Origin of the sequence: Devosia sp. Root436, assembly GCF_001426345.1 — a bacterium.
Taxonomy (GTDB): domain Bacteria; phylum Pseudomonadota; class Alphaproteobacteria; order Rhizobiales; family Devosiaceae; genus Devosia.
The window spans coordinates 738,717-755,614 of sequence record NZ_LMEM01000001.1 but is presented as its reverse complement, the minus strand read 5'-3'; the positions used below and the strand labels follow the sequence as shown (position 1 = coordinate 755,614).

Here is a 16,898-nt window from a genome sequence, read left to right as displayed (position 1 = left end):
GATGAAGCTGCTCAATCAATTGCTGCATAATCGCAAGGCCCTGATCGGCCTCGCCATCCTCATCCTGGTCATCCTCGTGGCCATCTTCGCCCCGCTGCTGACCGAATACAGCCCGGTCAAGCGCGTCGGCCGCCCGCATCAGCCCCCATCCTGGGAGCATTGGCTGGGCACCACCCGCATCGGCCATGACGTTTTCTCGCGCCTGGTTCATGGCGCCCGCGTCTCGCTGGCCGTCGGCTTCGGCGCGGGCCTCCTCATCACCGTCATCGGCACCGTCCTCGGCATCATCGCCGGCTACAAGGGTGGGGTGGTCGACGAGGTCATCAACTTCTTCACCAATATGGTGCTGGTGGTGCCAAACCTGCCGCTGCTGCTGGTGTTGGCCGCCTTTATCGGCCAGGCGAGCCCCCTGGTCATCGCCATCATTCTCGGCTTCACCTCCTGGGCCTGGGGCGTGCGCGTCACCCGCTCGGAAACGCTCTCCATCCGCCAGCGCGATTTCGTCAAATCCGCCGAAATGCTGGGCGAACCCGGCTGGCGCATCATGGCCTTCGAGATTTTTCCCAACCTCATTTCCATCGTCGGCATCAATTTCATCGGCAGCGTCATCTTCGCCGTCATCACCGAGGCGACGCTGGAATTCCTCGGCCTGGGCGATCCCAACACCGTCTCCTGGGGCATCATGCTCTACAATGCCCAGAATGCCTCGGCCCTGTCGGTCGGCGCCTGGTGGGATCTGCTGTCGCCCTGCATCGCGCTGGCGCTGCTCGGCCTCGGCCTGGCACTCATCAACTTCGCCATCGACGAAATCGCCAATCCGCGCCTCCGCACCGGCGGCATGCTGAACCGCTGGACCCGCATGGTCCGCCTCGGGGAGGGCAAGCTGTGAGCGATCCGGTCCTCTCCATCCGCAGTCTCAATATCGACTATGTCGGGTCCGACACCGATTTTCACGCCGTGAGAAATGTCAGCTTCGATATCGCCCCCGGCGAATTCTTCGGGCTGGCCGGCGAATCCGGCTGCGGCAAGAGCACCATCGCCTTCGCCGTCAGCCGCCTGCATCGTCCCCCGGCGCTGATCCGCACCGGCAGCCAGATACTGGTCGGCGGACGCGACGTGCTTGCACTCGATGATGAGGAGTTGCGCCGCTTTCGCTGGCGCGAAGTCGCCATGGTGTTCCAGAGCGCCATGAACTCGCTCAATCCGGTGCTGACCGTCGAGGAGCAGTTCTATGACGTGCTGCGGGCCCATGGCAAAATCACCCGTGAAGCCGCCCGCGCCCGCGCCGCCGAACTGCTCAAGCTGGTCGACATCTCGCCCGACCGGCTCACGTCCTATCCGCATCAATGCTCGGGCGGCATGCGCCAGCGCGTCGTCATCGCCATCTGCCTGGCCCTCAACCCCAAGCTGCTGATCATGGACGAGCCCACCACCGCGCTCGACGTGGTGGTGCAGCGCGAAATCCTGCAGCGCATCGACAAGCTGCGCAAGGAACTGGGCTTCTCGGTCCTGTTCATCACCCACGATCTGGGCCTGATGGTGCAGGTCAGCGATCGCATCGGCATCATGCTCGAAGGCGAACTGGTCGAGGTCAACCAGGCCCGCACCATCTATACCGATCCCCGGCACGACTATACGCGGCGTCTCTGGGCCTCTATGCCCAAGCTGCATGGCGCACAAATCCGCCAGGAGAGCGCCCCATGATCCAGGCCTCGCCCATTCTGGCCCTCGACAATGTCTCCAAAGTCTTCGGTCATGCCGACCGGCCGGTCTACGCTGCACGCTCGGTCTCCTTCGCCCTCCATCCCGGCCGCACCCTGGCGCTGGTGGGCGAGTCCGGCTCCGGCAAGACCACCGCGGCCCGGCTCATCATGCGCGAATACCAGCCCGATGCAGGCCAGTTGCTGTTCCGCGGCACGCCGCTGGGCAAGGGCGACGCCAAGGCCCTCAAGGCCTATCGCGCCTCGGTGCAGATGGTGTTTCAGGACCCGTTTTCATCGCTGAACCCGGTCCATACCGTCCGCTATCACCTGGAGCGCCCGCTACGGCTGCATCAGCCGCGCCTTGACGGGGCAGGGCGGACGGCCGCCATCGAAGAACTGCTGGCGCGGGTCAAGCTCGATCCGGCTCTGGTGATGGCCAAGTATCCGCATGAACTGTCCGGCGGCCAGCGCCAGCGCATTTCCATCGCCCGCGCCTTGGCAGTCAATCCGCAGGTCATCGTGGCCGACGAGCCGACCTCGATGCTCGACGTCTCCGTGCGACTGGGCATCCTCAACCTGCTCAACGACATGAAGGCCGAACTCGGCCTGGCTTTGCTCTATATCACCCACGATATCGCCACCGCCCGCTATGTGGCCGAGGACATCATGGTCATGTATGCCGGCCAGATCGTCGAATGGGGCGCCATGGAAAGCGTGCTGGGCGATCCCCGCCACCCTTATACCCGCCTGCTGCTCTCGGCCGTGCCCGACCCCGACCGCCCCTTCGCCGAAACCCCGCCCGACAGCGAGTTGAGCCGCATCGAAACCATCCGCCGCCAATCGGCGCTGCCACAGCCCGAGATTCAGCAGGTGGCCGAAAACCATTTCATCCGCCCGATTCCGTAGATCACATGCCGACCCTCACCCTCACCGCCAATCCCACCCCGGCAGACCTCGCCACCATCGGCGACAGCCTGACCGCCTTCAACGACAGCGACGTCGGTCCTTCCAACCGCCAGCCGCTCGCCGTCCTGCTGCGCGATGAAGCCGGCACCATCCTCGGCGGCCTCTCCGGCTACACCGCCTGGGGCTGGCTCTACATCCAATGGCTCTGGCTGGCCGAATCCCAACGCGGCCAGGGCTGGGCCGCCCGCCTGCTCGACATGGCCGAAACCGAAGCCCGCCACCGCGGCTGCCACGGCGCCTGGATCGACACCTTCAATCCCCTCGCCCTCACCGTCTACCAGCGCGCCGGCTACACCCCCTTCGGCAGCCTCCCCAACTTCCCCAAAGGCCGCACCCGGACGTTTCTGCAGAAAGCATTGTAAGGCAGGGATGCCGCAGTCGACTCCCCCCTTGCGGGGAGGGATCAAGGTGGGGGGCGGTTGGCCATCGATATCGAATGACGGACCAGCTCCATCAGCCCACCGAGCGTGGGCTCCCTCTCTCCTCAGGGTGACTTTCGGCTCCACTCCATATGCGATAGCCCTGCGTCAAAGGGGAAGAGCCGCTCAGTGGTCGAGGCGGGCGCCTACCCCGCAATCTTCCCACCCGTCATCGGCGCCGGCACCCCCGTCGTCGTCGGAAAACTGATCGGCAATCCCCGCAACACCCGCGCCGCCAGAAAAGCAAAACACTCCGCCTCGATGGCATCACCGCGCCAGCCGACTCTATCCGCATCCACCGCCGCCACGCCCGCCCGCTCGCCCAGCATCCGCATCAGCGTCGGATTATGCCGTCCCCCGCCCGATACGATCAGCCGCGTCGGTCGTTGCGGCAACAGGTCCAGCGCCTTGCCCACGGCGCTCGCCGTAAAGGCCGTCAGCGTAGCCGCCCCGGTCTCGAGGTCGAGCCCATCGGCCATGCTCGCGGAAAAATCAAACCGATCCAGCGATTTAGGGGAGGGTGCCGAGAGATAGGGATGTTTCAGCAAGTCATGCAGCCGCACCTCATCCACCACGCCCCGCGCCGCGATGGCGCCATCGCGGTCCATCTCGCCCCGGCCATGCGCCTTGACGAAATCGTTGATCGGCGCATTGGCCGGCCCGGTATCGAAGGCAATGAGCCGGTCGGCACCATCCCACCATGTCACATTGGCCACGCCACCGAGATTGAGCACCGCCGTATCGCCATCGACGCTGCCGAGCCGCCGCAGCAGCGCCCGGTGATAGGCCGCCGCCAATGGCGCGCCCTGGCCGCCGGCCCGCACGTCTGCCGTGCGGAAGTCATGCACCACGCGCGTTCCCAGCATCTCATGCATCAAGGCGCCATCGCCCAATTGCCGCGTGTCGCCGATACGCCCCGGCTGCGGCGCTCGGTGCAACACCGACTGGCCATGAAAGCCCACCGCCCCGATATCGCTCATCTGCATGCCCGACGCCGCGACGAAGCTGCGCACCGCCTCCGATTGCGCCTGCGTCAGCGCCTCTTCCGCCCGGCCGAAAATGTCCGGTTCCGGCCCCTCGAAGTTCCATTTGCGCGCCTGTGCCAGGGTCTCTTCCAGCAGGGCCCGCACCTCTCCGCTATAGGGCGCCAGCGTATAGGGGCCGAAGCTCGCTATGGTCTCCCCATCCGTCTTGACCATGGCAATGTCGATATTGCCGTCCAGCACCGTTCCGGTCATCAGCCCAATCGTCCAGATCGGCTCCATGCTCAGTCCTCAATTCGTGTTGATGGCGTCGCCCACGGCGCGCCGCAGGGCAAAGATGCCGCTGTCGAAATGCCGTGTCGGGTGCACGCGATTGGTCAGCAGCGTCCAGGCATGGCCATGAGCAAAGTCGATCCACAATCCCGTTCCGGTGAACCCGGTATGGCCGATGGTTTCGGGTGAACAATGCTCGCCGCCCGACCATCCCTCATAGGGCCGCTCCCAGCCATGGGTGCGGCGCGCGCTCAGCGCTTTTCGCATGAGGGTGACGTCAAATGCTGACAGTCTGCTAGCGTCAAGCACCCCAGATGCGAATTCGAGTACCGCCGAAACGGTGCCGAAAAGCCCCGCATGGCCCGACCCCTGCAGCGCCGCGCAATTCTCGTCATGAACCTCGCCGCACAGCATCCGGCCCCGCCACGGATCGCTTTCGGTTGCTGCCGCCTGTGCCGGGTCGGCACCCCAGGCTAACCCTTGCCCTGGCTCGATTTCTCTGATCGTCCGCCCCTCCAGCCGCTCGATGGCGATGCCGAGCAGGATGAAATTGATGTCCGAATACACCGCCGGCCCCGCCCGCCAGTCATTCTGCAGCACGAAATGCCGCAACTGGTTCGGGTCGGTGCCATAGGTATAGAGCGGAAACACCCCCGGAAACGGCGTCTGATGGCCAAGGCATTGGCGGAACGTGATTTTTCGCTGCCAATTGTCGGGATTGTACTGCGCGAAATCGGGGATGGCGCTGATCAGCGGCGCATCGAGATCGATCCTTCCCGCCTCGGCCAGCGCCAGAATACGCGGCGTCGTGAACAGCACCTTGGTCAGCGACGCCAGGTCGAACCAGGTCGCCTCGCTCATCGGCCTGACCAGCGGCACACGCTGCGCCTCGCCGATGGCCCGCGTCACCCGCTGCCCCGACGCATCCACAATGCCCAGCACCCCGCCGGGAATGCGACCGGCACCCACCGCCTCGGCCAGCGGCGCAAAGGCGCGATCGAAGGTGACTTCGAGAGTCATGCTGTCTCCATGCGAACAAGATGATCGGGCCCGGCCTCGATCCAGTCGGCCTGCGGCGGCTCGTAGCCCCTGGGCCGGACCAGCGAGGGGACCGGGGTCGTATCGACATCATAGCGCTGGCGGCGGCGGTCCATGCCCGGCACGGCGGCAATGAGGCGCCTCGTATAGCTGTGCCGCGGCCGCGACAGCACCGCGCCGGCACCGCCGATTTCCACAATCTGGCCGGCATACATCACCGCCACGCGGTGCGCGATGCGCTCGACCACCGCCATGTCATGCGAAATGAACAAATAGGCGAGCCCGAACTCACGCTGCAGATCGATCAGCAGGTCGAGCACCTTGGCCTGCACCGAAACATCGAGCGCCGACACCGCCTCGTCCAGCACCACCACGTCGGGGTTGAGCATCAGCGCCCGCGCGATGCAGAGCCGCTGCCGCTGTCCGCCCGAAAACTGATGCGGGTAGCGCACCAGGCAATTGGCCGGCAGGCCCACCTTTTCCAGCAGGAAGCCCATGCGCTCCCGCAACGCCGCATCAATACGCCGCCCCGCCGCTATCGCCGGTTCGGCCAGCAGGCTCTCCACATCGAGCCGCGGATTGAGCGAGGCAAACGGGTCCTGGAACACCATCTGTATTGGTCGCCCGCCCTGTCCGCTGGCGGCGTCCACGGTGCCGCGCGTGGCCTCGACCAGCCCGAGAATGGCCCGTGCAGTGGTGGATTTGCCCGACCCGCTTTCTCCCACGATGGCCAGCGTCTCGCCCTGCACGAGGTCAAAGTCCACGCCTTCGACGGCATGAACCGCCCCGGCATTACGGGCAAACAGCCCCCGGCCCACCGGAAACCGGACCACGAGATCCTTGACCGCCACCATCGGCCGCTCGCCGCCTTCGGCTCGTGCGCCATCAGCGCGCACGGCCCGGCCGCCGCTGAAATGGGGCACCGCATTCAGCAGGTGTTGCGTATAGTCATGCTGCGGCGCGTCGAGAACGGCATCGAGCCGGCCCTGTTCCACCGCCACCCCGTTCTGCATCACCAGCACGTGATCGGCTATGCCGGCGACAAGGCCGATATCGTGGGTGATGAAGATCATCGCCATGCCGGTTTCGGCCCGGAGTTCGGCCAGCAGCGCCATGATCTGCGCCTGCACCGTCACGTCGAGCGCCGTCGTCGGCTCGTCCGCGATCAGCAGGCGCGGATTGCCCGCCAGCGCCATGGCGATCATCACGCGCTGCCGCATGCCGCCCGAAAGCTGGTGCGGATAATAGCGCAGGCGCTGCTCCGCATCCGCAATCCGCACCCGGTCCAGCGCCTCCCTTGCCGCCTGCCGGGCCGCCTGGCCCACCAGCCCCCGATGCAGCCGGAACGCCTCCTCGATCTGCGCCCCTACCGTATGGACCGGATTGAGCGAGGTCATCGGCTCCTGAAAGATCATGCCGATCTCCCTGCCGCGTATGTCCACCAGCGTCCTCTCCTCGGCCTGCGACAGCTCGAGTACTGCCCCGTCCGGCCGGGTCAGGCGCATGGACCCACCCACGATGCGACCCCCGCCGAAATCCACCAGCCGGTTGATCGACAGCGCTGTGACCGACTTTCCGGACCCGCTCTCGCCCACGATGGCCAGCGTTTCGCCGGGATTGAGCTCAAAGCTCACGCCCCTGACCACCGGCTCACTGGCATCCTTGCCAAAGGCGACCGTCAGGTCGCGCACCGACAGCAGCGGGCTCATGCCGTCCTCCGCTGGGTTCGCGGGTCGAGAATATCGCGCAGGGCATCGCCGCAGAGGTTAAAGCCCAGGATGCCGAGCATGATGGTGAGCCCCGGAAACACCAGCAGCCACGGCGCCTGCTGCATGAGGTTGCGCGCCTCGCTCATCATCAGCCCCAGCGACGGGGCCGGGGGCTGCGTGCCCAGCCCCAGAAAGCTCAGCCCGGCCTCGGTCAGCAGCGCCCAGGCCAGCGCCAGCGTCACCTGCACGGTCAGCGGCGCCACCAGGTTGAGCAGCAGGTGGCGGCTGAGAATATAGCGCTGCGAACTGCCGAAGGTCCGCGCCGCGTCGACAAAGTCGCGCCGCTTGAGTGACAGCGTCGGCCCGCGCACCACCCGCGCGAAAATCGGCGTATAGACGATGGCGATGGCCGCGATGCTGGTGAAGGTGCCGGGGCCGGTAACGGCGATAATGAGCAGCGCCAGCAGGATCGCCGGAAAGGCCAGCAATACGTCCATGGCACGCATGAACAGTCCGTCGGCCAGCCCGCCCCACCACCCGGCCAGCAGCCCGATCAGTGTCCCGAACAGCGTTGCCAGCCCCACTGAAGCGAAAGCGATGATGAAGGAATGGCCGATGCCGATCATCAGCCGGCTCGCGGTGTCGCGGCCGAACAGGTCGGTACCCATCCAGTAGGTCGCGCTGGGCGCCTGCAGCCGGTCGATGCGGAATTGCTGGAGCGGGTCATGCGGCGTCAGGCCGAGCGCGCCGCACAGCGCCAGCAGCAGATAGAGCAGGATGATGGCAGCACCCACCCGGCCGGTCGGATGAGCGGCGATGTCCCTGACGATCCGCATCAGCGCGCACCCAGCCGGATGCGCGGGTCGAGCGCGGCATAGGCCAGGTCGACCAGCAGGTTGACGATGAGGAAATTGAAGGCGACGAACAGCACGCAGCCCTGCACCAGCGCATAGTCGCGCTGCCCGATGGCATCGAGCGTCAGCCGCCCCAGCCCCGGCAGCGCGAAAATCTGCTCGACGATGACGGCCCCACCCAGCAGATAGCCGAATTCGACCCCGCTCAGCGTCACCACGGGGATAAGCGCATTGGGCAGCGCGTGATGCCACACCACGCTGCGCCCCGGCACACCCTTGGCCCGCGCGGTGCGGATATAGTCGTCGCTCAGCACGTCGAGCATGGCCGAGCGCGAAATGCGGGTCACCGAGGCGGCAAAGGCAAAGCCCAGCGTCACCGCGGGAAAGATCAACTGGCCGAGATTGGCCAGCGGATCGGTCCAGAGCGGGGTAAAACTGCCCATGGCCGGGACGAAGCCGAAATAGACCGACAGCACGTAGATGATGACGAGCCCGACCACGAAGCCCGGCGTCGATTGGCCCAGCATGGCCAGGATGCGCACCACGACGTCGGTCGACCGCTCATTGTTGGTTGCCGCCAGCACGCCGGCGGGAACGCCGATACCCAGCGCGATGACCATGGCGAGCAGCGCCAGTTCCAGCGTCAGCGGGAAGCGTTCGAGGATGACCGTGAGCACCGGCTTGCCATAGGTGACCGAAATGCCCAGGTCCCCCTGCAGCAGCCCGGCGAGCCAGCGGCCATATTGCACCACGACCGGCTGGTCGATGCCGAAATAGGCCGCAAGCGCTTGCCGCTGCACCGGCGTAAGCAATCCCGCCTCGGTGCCGAGCATGGCGGTGATTGCGTCGCCAGGGATCATCCTGATCGAGAAAAACACCAGCAGCGAAACGCCGAGCAGGATCAGCGGGAAAGTCAGCAGCCGCCGCGCCAGGTAGTTCATGAATCCCGCCCGATTTGTGGGTGGGCGGGCCGTGGCCCGCCCGATTGGCTTATTGGGCCAGCGTGATCTTGGTTACGCCGAAAAGCGTGCCGGTGGCCGACGATTCGAAGCCGGACACGGTCTTGAGCTGCGCCGTGTAGAGGTTCGACGTGGAGAGCCATATCCAGGGCGAAAGCTCGGCCAGCCGGGCCTCGAACTTCTGGAAGATTTCCTTGCGCTTGGCGATGTCGGTTTCGACCCGGCCCTGCTGCAGCAGGCTGTCGATCTCGTCATCGGTGAAGTTCGATACCTTGACCAGGTTGCCCTCCTTGGTGAAGTAGCGGTTATACATCGGATAGGGGTCGGGCCGGCCGCCATTGAGGGCCACGGCCATGTCGAAGTCGCCGGCCAGCCAGCGGTCGACATAGACGTTGAGCTCCATCAGCTCGATTTCGAGCGTGATACCGATTTCGGCCAACTGGCTCTGCAGCACCTGCGCCTCGGCCGAGGCAACCGGCGGTTCGCCCGTTGCGGCGATGACCTTGGCGGTAAAGCCGTCCACGCCGGATTCCGCCATCAGCGCCTTGGCCTTTTCGAGGTCCTGCTCATAGCAGAACAGCGTCGAGGGGTCGCTGGCATAGGCGGGCATGGTCAGCGGCCCCGTCACCTTGCCTTCGCCCACCAGCGCGGTATCGAGAATGTCCTGGCGGTCCACCGCGCAGGATATGGCCTGGCGCAGCTTGAGATTGTCCATCGGCGCCCGCGACGGATTGAGCTGCAGCACGTTATAGGCGAGGCCCGGAACCGCGTTGAGCTGCAGATTGGGCTCATTGGGCACCAGTGTCGCCACCAGCGGATCGTTGAGCAGGGCAAAATCGGTCTGGCCGGCGCGCAGCGAAGCCAGGATGGCCGTTTCGTCCGGCAGCACCGAAATGGTGATGCCGTCATAGGCGATATCGCCACCGGCCCAGTTCGGGTTGACGCTCAGCACTTCCTTTGCATTGGGATCCCACTGGTCCAGCACGAAGGGGCCTGAGCCCAGCGTCGCCGTGGCGATGGAGCCATCGGCAATGGCCTTGGCCGGCACGACGGCGGCATTGATGGTGGCCATGGCCACCAGGATCGGCGCATCCGGCTGCGACAGGGTGAAAACCACCGTGGCCGGATCGGGGGCCTCGATCGCGGAAATCGACAGGAAGTTGGACCGCGCCGCGGCCGCGGTCGCTTCGTCGAGCAGGCGTTCGAACGAGGCCTTGACGTCTTCCGAGGTGACCGCCGCGCCATCGCTGAACTTGGCATTGGCGTCGATCTTGAAGGTCAGCGTCAGGCCGTCGTCGGAAAAGCTCCAGGATTCGGCCACAGCCGGTACGACATCGAGCTTGGCGTCGAGCCGCACCAGCGGCTCATAGATGAGTTCCAGCAGGCGCAGCGAGGAAAACGCGGTCTGCGTATGCGGGTCGAGACCGGTGGCATCCTGCGACCATGCCATGCGCAGCTCGGCGGCCTGCGCCGGCAGCGCCAGCGCCGTTGAAAGCAGCATCGCCGCCATGCCGGCAAGAACGGTTCGGGTGAATTTCATCTGCATTCTCTTCCCCTTGGAAGTGCCTGTTTTTCGGGCGCCAGGCCGCACTTCGATGACCCTGAGCCGCCAGACTTCTCCCCGTTTTCTGCATGCGGCAGCAGCACGTATCCCAGATGCCCGCCGCGGTCGGGGCTGTCTGATATCGAGCTTAAGCGATCCATGGCCGATGTCGAGAGTGGTACTACACTGGTCTGCATTTGGATTGCATTTTCCCCGATGTTCAGAGCTCCTTCTCCGCCAGTTCGCGGAAGGCGTCCGGCACTGCGCGCGGCGCTTCCAGCACCACCGACCCATAGCCGATCGCCTCCCAGCCAAAGCGCCCGCGCACCGCGTCCATTGCCCGGTCGGCCTGCCAGCGCGCGGCGCCGGTTTTCGCGCCGGGACGGCGCGGTTCATCGGCGAGGCCGAGACCGAATTCCAGTTGCAGCCCCGCGGCCGGCGCCAGATGCGATACCGAAATGGCCAGCAGCGAAATGGTGCCTTCGCGCGGATAATCCTGCCGCACGCCGCACACCAGGTCTTCCGCGACCTCGGCTAGAATGGTCGTTGCCGCCACGGCCGCGGGCAGGGTGATCGAGCGGGTCACCGCGCGCAGGTCGGCAAAGCGCACCCGCACCGTTATCGTTCGGCCGGACAGGGACTTGTTGCGCAGGCGCGAGCCGATGCGGTCCGCCAGCAGCCGCAGCGTCGGGCGAAACACATGCTCGCTGAATGGCTTGCGGCCCAGCGCCGATTGCGCCCCGGCCGAGCGGGCGCGGCGATGCGTCTCGATCACGCGCGGATCGCGGTTCCAGGCCAGGGCCGCCAGCCTCTGCCCCGCCGCCTGGCCTATCAGCCGCTGCAGCGATTGCCCCGGCATCTCCGCCAGCTGCCCTATGGTGCGGATTCCGGCCTCGGCCAGTTTTGCATTGGTCACCGGCCCCACGCCCCACATCAGCTCGACTGGCAGGTCATGCAGGAATTCCAGCTCGTGCGCCGGATCGATCAGCACCAGTCCGTCGGGCTTGGCCACTTGCGAGCCGATCTTGGCCAGGTGCTTGGTGCGCGCCACGCCCACCGAAATGGGCAGGCCGATTTCCTCCCGCACGCGCCGCCTTATGGTCTGGGCGATATCGATCGGCGCACCGAACAGATGCGCCGTGCCCGCGACATCGGCAAAAGCCTCGTCGATCGAGATGCGCTCCACCAGCGGCGTATAGTCGCCGAGAATGGCGATGGCCGCGTCGCCGAGCCGTTGATATTCGCTGAAATGACCGCCGACGAACAGCAATTGCGGGCAGAGTTCCCGCGCCCGCCGCCCGGGCATGCCACCGCGCACGCCAAACGCCTTTGCCTCGTAAGAAGCGGCAAGCACCACGCCACCGCCCACGGCAATCGGCTTGCCGCGCAAGGCAGGGTCGAGCATCTGCTCGACCGACGCATAGAAGGCGTCGAGATCGGCATGAAGGATCGTCGCGGCATCCATCCCTGCACCTGTTCCATTGAGTAGAACATAAAGGGAACAAATGCCCTGCGCCGTCAAGCCGGGATCGGCAGGGGAAAGCGGCTCAGCCGGGTGTGGGGTTGGACTTCGCCCGCGCCATCTGCCGCTCGATATCGGCCAGCAGGCCCGGCAGTTCGCCCGGCGAGCGAATGGTATAGCGCGGCACTTCGATGGGGTCGGCCGGAATATGGGTCCGCTTCCTGGACCAGCTCTGCCAGATGCTGATAATGCCCAGATTATTGGCGCCACCGATATCGCGTTCGAGGTGGTTGCCCACCATGACGATGGTTTCCGCGTCCCCCGCCGTCAGGCCCAGCGAACTCATCGCTTTCTGGAACATGCGCGGGTCCGGCTTGGAGCATCCTTCGGACTCGGAAATCACCTGGGCGTGAAAGTGCGGCGCAATGCCGTGGCCGCCCAGCACGGTGTCGAAGCTGCGCACCCGCCCGTCGGCGACCAGCGCCAGCCGGTAGCCTTCCTTCGTCAGGGATCGCACCATTTCCAGCGCGCCGGGAATAAGGCCTGCTTCGATCACATAGCCGTCGGCATCGAATTTTTCGCTGTCCTCGTTGACCAGTGTGTCGCCGCTGTCGAGGAACACCGCCTTGAGCAGGGGTTGCTCCTGCCGGACTTCGGCGAGCACGGCCTTGACGCGACCGGGAATCCAGGCGGCGAGGGCTTCCCAGCTCATGAATTCGATGCTGGACAGCGCGAAACGCTGGCCGAAATCGAAGGCGGGCAGGAAGGCTCGCGCCTGCAGGTAGCGTTTGACGGCGCGATGGTCCTCCGCCATCACCTCGGTCAGCGCGGCGCGGAACATGTCGTTGATGAGAATGCCGGCGCGTCCCGCCAGTTCCTGGCAGGAAACCACGGTGAGCTCGGCGTCCTGTGCCTGCGCGTCGGCTGTGGCCGTGAAGGCATGCTTGCCCGGCGTCGATACCAGCGTCACCCGCCCTTCTTCCAGCGGTAGCGCGCCGCCGGGCAGTTGCATGGCGAGCTTGCCGCCATGGGCGCTGGCTTCGACCGCCACCACGCTGTCATCAGCATCGAGCTTGAGCCAGATATGCTCGAGTTCATAGAGGTGCTGGATGTCCCAGTCCCACCAGATGGCATATTCGATGACCTTGGCGACCCCGGCTTCGAAGACGATGGGAATACCCGTCGAGGGCGAGCGGGCAGGGGTGTCCAGCACCGTCACGCCAACCCGGGAGGGCAGGAACGGCTCGTTGTCGCAAAACCGGACGACCGGCGCCAGGCGCCGCGCCAGGTCGATTTCCGCGCTTGTTGCGGGTCGGGTTGATTGCGGCATGGAGGCTTCCTCGGCACCTGAAATAATAGTCTCCAATCTTGTAATCGTTTTCAGGTTCATACCGCAAGCCGCCTCCGAAGGTAAATTTACGACGAGAAGAAAAGCGCAGGCATCCAGCCGGAAAACAGCCGGCATGCCCGCGGCTTCTCCCGATCATGCCCCTTGCCGTGCCTGCGGGGATAAATCAGGGCAGGGGGACGGTGGAGGCGCGCTGGATCAGGGTGTTTTCCAGCACCACCTGGCGCGGCGACTTGCTGATGCCGCGCATGTGGTCGATCAGCGTGGTGGCGGCGATCTGCCCCATTTCGTGGATCGGCTGGGCGATGGTGGAGAGTGTGGGAAAGGTCACCGCCGATTCCATGATACCGTCATAACCCAGGATCGACAGGTCGCGCGGCAGGTCGAGATCGCGCGCGTGGGCTGCGTGCATAACGCCCAAAGCCAGCATGTCGGTAGTGGCGAATATGGCCGTGAGGCCTGGACTTCCTGAGATCAAGGCCTCCCCGACCTCGCGGCCGATTTCGAAGCTGGCCGTATCGAACGCGGCCGAATAGACGATCTCCACATCCGTAGCGAGATCTTCGGCCGCCTGGCGAATACCGCGCACGCGCTCGCTGCCGACATCGGCCGCGCCACCCTTCTGCGCCACGCTGCCGGCGACCACGCCAATGCGGCGGTGGCCCAGCTCGATCAGGTGGCGCATGCCTTGATAGCCGCCGGAAAAGTTGTCGCAGACCACCGAACTGATCGCGGCAATCTTGGGCTTCATATCGACGAAGGAGACCGCAATGCCCCGGTCGCGCAGCATGTTGACCTGCTTGACGGTGCGCGCCGTGGCGGCCGACGGGCGGATGATGACGCCCTGCACTCGCATCTCCAGCATGGTGTTGAGATAGGCCTCCTCGCGGTCGGCATCGCCATTGGTCGAGCAGAGCAGCACACGATAGCCCTGGTCGAACATCGTGTTTTCAATAGCATAGGCCAAGGCGCTGCTGAACGGTGTGCGCTGCTGGCGCAGCAATACGCCGACGATATTGGACTGCTGGGTGCGGAACGAACTGGCCAGCCCATTGGGCCGATAGCCCAGTTCCGCAATGGCCTTGGTCACCGCCTCGCGCACCGCTGGCCGCACATGCGCGTAATTGTTGACCACCCGCGAAACGGTCGCGATCGACACATTTGCCAGCCGCGCCACGTCCTTAATTGTTACCACACTGTTAACCTTTGGAGTCTCGTAAGGGTCGATAAGCAGCTTGCAGGCTAGGGGTTTTTCACCGTTCCAGCCATGACGGTTTTCATATCTTGTTTTGAAAACGTTTACAATATACCGTCATCCAACCGATAAGCGTGGGGACTAGTTACGAGGTGCAAAAGCACCCTTGGAAGTGAGGCTTCCGGCTCAAACCCACCGGCCGGACCTCGGAGGATGTGACGAACAATCATTTCGTGGGAGGGAAGCATATGCAGAAGGATCGTTTCGGCCTAACGCGGCTACTGGCGACAACGTCGGTGCTGCTCAGTGCAACGGCCATGTCGGGCACCGTCGTCGTGCCGGCTCAGGCCCAGGACGCGGCAAATGCCTGCGCAAGCGGCTATACGGAAGCCCCGCAGCTCAAGGAAATGGTGGATGCCGGCACGCTGCCCGATGTAGCCGAGCGCCTGCCGCTCGAGCCTTTGGTCATTCAGCCGGCCGAGGAAATCGGCGTCTATGGCGGCCAGTTCATCGACAGCTGGGGCGGCGGCAATATCGCCGATATCCGCCAGTTCGGCTATGAGCCGCTGGTGCGCTGGAGCGTCGATGGCTCCGAAGTGGTGCCCGGCATCGCCAAGAGCTGGGACATCAGCGAGGATGCCAAAAGCTATACCTTCCACCTGCGCGAAGGCATGAAATGGTCCGATGGCCAGCCCTTCACCGCCGACGACATCATCTTCTGGTGGGAGCGGGTCGAGAACAATCCCAAGGTCATGACCGGCGGACCGCGTGCCGAACTCAAGAACAATGGCGCCGTGCCCACCGTCACCAAGGTCGACGACTACACCGTGACCTTCGCCTATGACCAGCCGAACGGGCTGTTCCTGCAGAACATGGCCGGCCCCTATGGGCAGCGCGCGGTGCAGTTCCCCAAGCACTACATGGAGCAGTTCGATATCGACCTGAACCCGGACGGTGTCGCCGAAATGATGGCCGCCGTGAACGCTACCGACTACGCCGCCTGGTGGAAGGGCAATGTCGGCTCCTACAACGACCCCGCCCAGTTCAACGATCCCAAGCGCCCCTCGATCCAGGCCTGGATCGGCACCGACTCCATCCTGGGCAAGGAGCGCGTAACCTTTGTTCGCAATCCATATTACTTCGCCGTCGATCCTTCGTGCCAGCAGCTCCCCTATATCGACGAGCGTGTCTGGACCGTGGCCGCCGACCCTGAAGTCACGCTCCTGCAGGCCATCCAGGGCCAGATCACCATGTCGCCGCGCAACGTGTCGACGCCGCAGAACCGCGCCGTGTTCTTCGACAACCAGCAAGCGGGCGACTACCACCTGGTTCCGGCAACGAGCTGCGACTACAACACAGCCGTCCTGGGCTTTTCGGTGAACCATCCCGATCCGGTCAAGGCCGAGGTCTTTGGTTCCAAGGACTTCCGGGCCGGCGTGTCCCTGGCCATCAACCGCCAGGAAATCATCGATACCATCTATCTGGGCCAGGGTGAGCCCTTCCAGCCGGCGCCGCTGCCGAACTCGCCGTTCTACAACGAGAAGCTGGCCAAGGAATTCACCGACTTCGACTTGGCCGCCGCGGCGGAACACCTCGACAAGATCATCCCGATGAACGCCGATGGCGTGCGTGTCGGGCCGGACGGAAAGCCGTTCAAGTTCTCGGTCGAGATCAATGCCGACTTCAAGCCCGATACGGTCGACGCCTTCCAGCTCATCGAGCGCACCTGGAAAGAGGCCGGGCTCGACGTGACGGTCAACTACCACTCGGATGAACTGTTCGGGAACGCCCGCGCCAAGCCCGATGCCGACGCTGCCGTGTGGGTGGGTGAGAATGGCTGTGGCCAGTTGCCGTTGCTCAATCTCGGCCGTTTCATGAACGACTACGGCTACTGGTCGCTCGGCAACTGGTCTGGCTGGGCTGCCTGGGACATCAAGCGTCTCAACCCGGACGCCGAGCTCCCCGAAGGCTGGTCACCGGTCGAGCCACCGGCCAATGTGCAGCGCCTCTATGAGCTGCGTTCCACTATCCCGACCACGGTGGGCGAGGAACAGACCAAACTGATGAATGAATTCACCGACCTGCTGGCCGAGGAATTCCTCACCATCGGCATCGCCAACCCGGCGGGCTACTACCGCTCGGTCAAGAACGACCTGCACAACGTGCCGGCCGAGCTGATCGAAGGCTGGCTCTATCCCGGCCCGGCCCCGGCCAACTTCGCCACTTTCTTCTTCAAGGAGTAAGCTCTCCCAGAGCCGGATGGCCCCGCCAAGGGCCATCCATCCTGGCCGGCTCCGTTCATTCCCATCTGCGGAGCCGGCTATTTTCCAATTGCCGCACGTGCCACGCCCTCGTGGTTCGAGGGTCGCAAGAGCTCCCGCCTCACCACGAGGGCTACTGGGGCACAGCGCCAAGAGTAGCGCTCATGGTGAGGTGCGCTTCTTCA

Annotated in this window: 14 protein-coding genes; 5 read left to right on the top strand and 9 right to left on the bottom strand. The window is 64.8% G+C overall.

All coding sequences use genetic code 11. The features are described from left to right. Position 1 precedes the first annotated feature (1 nt). The 4 genes from ASD04_RS03705 to ASD04_RS03690 are packed head-to-tail and all read left to right on the top strand — an operon-like array spanning position 2 to position 3,031. The gene (locus ASD04_RS03705) at positions 2 to 889 is read left to right on the top strand and encodes an ABC transporter permease (protein WP_056252627.1); all 888 of its coding nucleotides are present in this window, start codon (positions 2 to 4) and stop codon (positions 887 to 889) included. Then, positions 886 to 1,704 carry an ABC transporter ATP-binding protein gene (locus tag ASD04_RS03700; protein WP_056252624.1) on the top strand — a complete coding sequence of 273 codons (819 nt, stop codon included), beginning with the start codon at positions 886 to 888 and terminating at the stop codon, positions 1,702 to 1,704. Before ASD04_RS03705 ends, ASD04_RS03700 begins: the two co-directional genes overlap by 4 nt. Continuing rightward, on the top strand, positions 1,701 to 2,609 hold the full coding sequence (locus ASD04_RS03695) for an ABC transporter ATP-binding protein (protein ID WP_056252619.1): 909 nt from the start codon (positions 1,701 to 1,703) through the stop codon (positions 2,607 to 2,609). Before ASD04_RS03700 ends, ASD04_RS03695 begins: the two co-directional genes overlap by 4 nt. 5 nt (positions 2,610 to 2,614) lie before the next feature. Next, positions 2,615 to 3,031, top strand: a complete 417-nt coding sequence (locus ASD04_RS03690; protein WP_056252618.1) for a GNAT family N-acetyltransferase — start codon at positions 2,615 to 2,617, stop codon at positions 3,029 to 3,031. A gap of 203 nt (positions 3,032 to 3,234) precedes the next feature. On the opposite strand, the gene ASD04_RS03685 is transcribed toward ASD04_RS03690, so the two are convergent. From ASD04_RS03685 to ASD04_RS03645, 9 genes are all read right to left on the bottom strand, one after another. Further along, a complete protein-coding gene (locus ASD04_RS03685) occupies positions 3,235 to 4,353 on the bottom strand; it encodes an anhydro-N-acetylmuramic acid kinase (RefSeq protein ID WP_056252615.1) in 1,119 nt (372 codons plus the stop codon). A gap of 9 nt (positions 4,354 to 4,362) precedes the next feature. Further along, positions 4,363 to 5,364, bottom strand: a complete 1,002-nt coding sequence (locus ASD04_RS03680) for a serine hydrolase domain-containing protein (protein ID WP_056252612.1) — start codon at positions 5,362 to 5,364, stop codon at positions 4,363 to 4,365. Next, positions 5,361 to 7,091, bottom strand: a complete 1,731-nt coding sequence (locus tag ASD04_RS03675; protein WP_056252610.1) for an ABC transporter ATP-binding protein — start codon at positions 7,089 to 7,091, stop codon at positions 5,361 to 5,363. The genes ASD04_RS03680 and ASD04_RS03675 overlap by 4 nt, the downstream gene beginning before the upstream one ends. Then, on the bottom strand, positions 7,088 to 7,927 hold the full coding sequence (locus ASD04_RS03670; protein ID WP_056252607.1) for an ABC transporter permease: 840 nt from the start codon (positions 7,925 to 7,927) through the stop codon (positions 7,088 to 7,090). The genes ASD04_RS03675 and ASD04_RS03670 overlap by 4 nt, the downstream gene beginning before the upstream one ends. Beyond that, positions 7,927 to 8,886: an ABC transporter permease gene (locus ASD04_RS03665; protein ID WP_056252604.1), complete on the bottom strand. Its 960-nt coding sequence runs from the start codon at positions 8,884 to 8,886 to the stop codon at positions 7,927 to 7,929. The genes ASD04_RS03670 and ASD04_RS03665 overlap by 1 nt, the downstream gene beginning before the upstream one ends. A 49-nt stretch (positions 8,887 to 8,935) precedes the next feature. Next, positions 8,936 to 10,450, bottom strand: a complete 1,515-nt coding sequence (locus ASD04_RS03660) for an ABC transporter substrate-binding protein (protein WP_056252602.1) — start codon at positions 10,448 to 10,450, stop codon at positions 8,936 to 8,938. Positions 10,451 to 10,667: 217 nt separating this feature from the next. After that, complete coding sequence (gene dinB / locus ASD04_RS03655; RefSeq protein WP_056252601.1) at positions 10,668 to 11,912, bottom strand: DNA polymerase IV; 1,245 nt, start codon at positions 11,910 to 11,912, stop codon at positions 10,668 to 10,670. An 82-nt stretch (positions 11,913 to 11,994) separates the two neighbouring features. Further along, entirely contained in the window at positions 11,995 to 13,239 is a 1,245-nt protein-coding gene (locus ASD04_RS19670) for an HAD family hydrolase (RefSeq protein ID WP_200940218.1), read from the bottom strand. Between the two features lie 184 nt (positions 13,240 to 13,423). Then, a complete protein-coding gene (locus tag ASD04_RS03645) occupies positions 13,424 to 14,452 on the bottom strand; it encodes a LacI family DNA-binding transcriptional regulator (protein ID WP_082530950.1) in 1,029 nt (342 codons plus the stop codon). A gap of 248 nt (positions 14,453 to 14,700) precedes the next feature. Between ASD04_RS03645 and ASD04_RS03640 the strand changes: the two genes are divergently transcribed. Continuing rightward, the gene (locus tag ASD04_RS03640; RefSeq protein ID WP_056252595.1) at positions 14,701 to 16,695 is read left to right on the top strand and encodes an ABC transporter substrate-binding protein; all 1,995 of its coding nucleotides are present in this window, start codon (positions 14,701 to 14,703) and stop codon (positions 16,693 to 16,695) included. Positions 16,696 to 16,898: the final 203 nt, after the last annotated feature.

Coding starts and splice junctions, on each gene's coding strand:
- ASD04_RS03670 (WP_056252607.1), bottom strand. CDS start 7,927: ATGCGGATCGTCAGGGACATCGCCGCTCATCCGACCGGCCGGGTGGGT.
- ASD04_RS03705 (WP_056252627.1), top strand. CDS start 2: ATGAAGCTGCTCAATCAATTGCTGCATAATCGCAAGGCCCTGATCGGC.
- ASD04_RS03695 (WP_056252619.1), top strand. CDS start 1,701: ATGATCCAGGCCTCGCCCATTCTGGCCCTCGACAATGTCTCCAAAGTC.
- ASD04_RS19670 (WP_200940218.1), bottom strand. CDS start 13,239: ATGCCGCAATCAACCCGACCCGCAACAAGCGCGGAAATCGACCTGGCG.
- dinB (WP_056252601.1), bottom strand. CDS start 11,912: ATGGATGCCGCGACGATCCTTCATGCCGATCTCGACGCCTTCTATGCG.
- ASD04_RS03680 (WP_056252612.1), bottom strand. CDS start 5,364: ATGACTCTCGAAGTCACCTTCGATCGCGCCTTTGCGCCGCTGGCCGAG.
- ASD04_RS03675 (WP_056252610.1), bottom strand. CDS start 7,091: ATGAGCCCGCTGCTGTCGGTGCGCGACCTGACGGTCGCCTTTGGCAAG.
- ASD04_RS03640 (WP_056252595.1), top strand. CDS start 14,701: ATGCAGAAGGATCGTTTCGGCCTAACGCGGCTACTGGCGACAACGTCG.
- ASD04_RS03665 (WP_056252604.1), bottom strand. CDS start 8,886: ATGAACTACCTGGCGCGGCGGCTGCTGACTTTCCCGCTGATCCTGCTC.
- ASD04_RS03685 (WP_056252615.1), bottom strand. CDS start 4,353: ATGGAGCCGATCTGGACGATTGGGCTGATGACCGGAACGGTGCTGGAC.
- ASD04_RS03690 (WP_056252618.1), top strand. CDS start 2,615: ATGCCGACCCTCACCCTCACCGCCAATCCCACCCCGGCAGACCTCGCC.
- ASD04_RS03660 (WP_056252602.1), bottom strand. CDS start 10,450: ATGCAGATGAAATTCACCCGAACCGTTCTTGCCGGCATGGCGGCGATG.